Below are 885 nucleotides of genomic sequence, written 5' to 3' on the forward strand. Positions count from 1 at the left end.
CCCTCGTCATTCCAAACAGCGCAGACTGATTTGGAATCTCTCAATTAATGCATGTAATTAGACAAAAGCGGCTGTTGAGTTACTCTGTATCTGGCGTCTGCTTACAATAAGTTGTCAGACATTGCTGCCTCAACAAATCTCAAGTACTTGTGGGAATAGCTGATCTATGTTGCTGCTCAGGCAATAGCCGAAGATGTTGACTCAATATAATCCATTGGATTATGCTTTGACCCATGCAAACTATTGTTGAATTACCAGAGTTTCAGAAACGCGCTTCAGATCTGTTAAAAGGTGAAGAGAAGACGAGCATTATTAATTACCTAGCTGCGCACCCTCAAGCGGGGAATATTATGCAAGGTACTGGCGGTATCAGGAAATTACGGTGGTCTGCAAAAGGAAAAGGCAAAAGCGGAGGCGTGCGTGTCATCTACTATTATCACAACGGCTCGATTCCGCTCTTCTTGCTTACTGTATTTGAAAAGGGTGAAAAGGCCAATCTAAGCAAAACTGAACGAAATGATTTGGCCAAGCTTACTACTTTACTTGTTAATAGTTATGGTGAATCAGATGTCTAATACGTTCGCAAGCATTAAACAGGGGCTCCAAGAGGCCATTGATTACTCTGAGGGCAAACTCAAAAAAGCGGTTGTGCATGAGTTTAGCCCTCTTGATGTCAAAGAGATTCGCGCGAAAGTCGGCATGTCGCAAAATGAATTTGCATCGGCTTTCGGCATTAGTGTGAGTACATTACGTCATTGGGAGCGAGGAGATCGAAAACCTCAAGGCCCGGCACTGGTCCTACTAAATGTCGTTGCTAAAGAGCCTGAAACAGTTCTTAAGGCTTTGGCATCATAATTGTTCGCTGATGCGCTTAAGGATCACGGG

The 885-nt window shown here is 43.7% G+C and carries 2 protein-coding genes; both read left to right on the forward strand.

Annotated features, from left to right (window positions below; translation table 11 throughout):
- Positions 1 to 233 precede the first annotated feature (233 nt).
- Positions 234 to 575, forward strand: coding sequence for a type II toxin-antitoxin system RelE/ParE family toxin (locus A3738_RS09050; protein WP_068481262.1), 342 nt, complete (start codon positions 234 to 236; stop codon positions 573 to 575).
- Entirely contained in the window at positions 568 to 855 is a 288-nt protein-coding gene (nadS, locus tag A3738_RS09055; protein WP_068481265.1) for a NadS family protein, read from the forward strand. The genes A3738_RS09050 and nadS overlap by 8 nt, the downstream gene beginning before the upstream one ends.
- The last annotated feature ends 30 nt before the right edge of the window (positions 856 to 885 follow it).

It is taken from the genome of Oleiphilus sp. HI0066 (assembly GCF_001635725.1).